This is a genomic window from Streptomyces sp. P9(2023) (assembly GCF_032436795.1).
Classification (GTDB): Bacteria; Actinomycetota; Actinomycetes; order Streptomycetales; family Streptomycetaceae; genus Streptomyces.
In genome coordinates this window covers 1-374 of record NZ_JAUPWM010000211.1, presented here as the reverse complement: position 1 = coordinate 374, position 374 = coordinate 1, and the positions used below count along the sequence as shown (strand labels likewise).

Below are 374 nucleotides of genomic sequence, written 5' to 3'. Positions count from 1 at the left end.
CGAAGAGGCGTTGCAAATGGAGCCAATCAATCACTATTTACAAGCGGAATTATTGGTTGCCTATTACGTACAAACGGCCCTCGACCCTAGACAATCACTGAGTGTTGACCGTGCTAATCAATTAACCCAACAGTTACTACTTGCTGTCGATCAGGGCCACCCTTTGTCGCAACCACGTATTTTTGAAGCTTTAGCATTGCATGAAATTATCCGCGACAATCCACTGCGGGCCGATGCGTATTTGCAACAAGCGCTCAGTGTTCGTGAATCGGTGTTTGGTAATGTGTTATTGGGTAAGCTTGCTGAATTACAAGGCGATACCGAGCGTGCCAGTGAAGCTTACAGTGAGGCGTTTTATATGGATATTTCGCTCG

Annotated in this window: 1 protein-coding gene; it reads left to right on the top strand. The window is 46.3% G+C overall.

Translation table 11 applies throughout. From position 1 onward, the window contains the following. Window positions 1-16: 16 nt before the first annotated feature. On the top strand, window positions 17-374 hold a 358-nt coding region (locus Q5762_RS37385), incomplete at its 3' end, for a hypothetical protein (protein ID WP_315896766.1).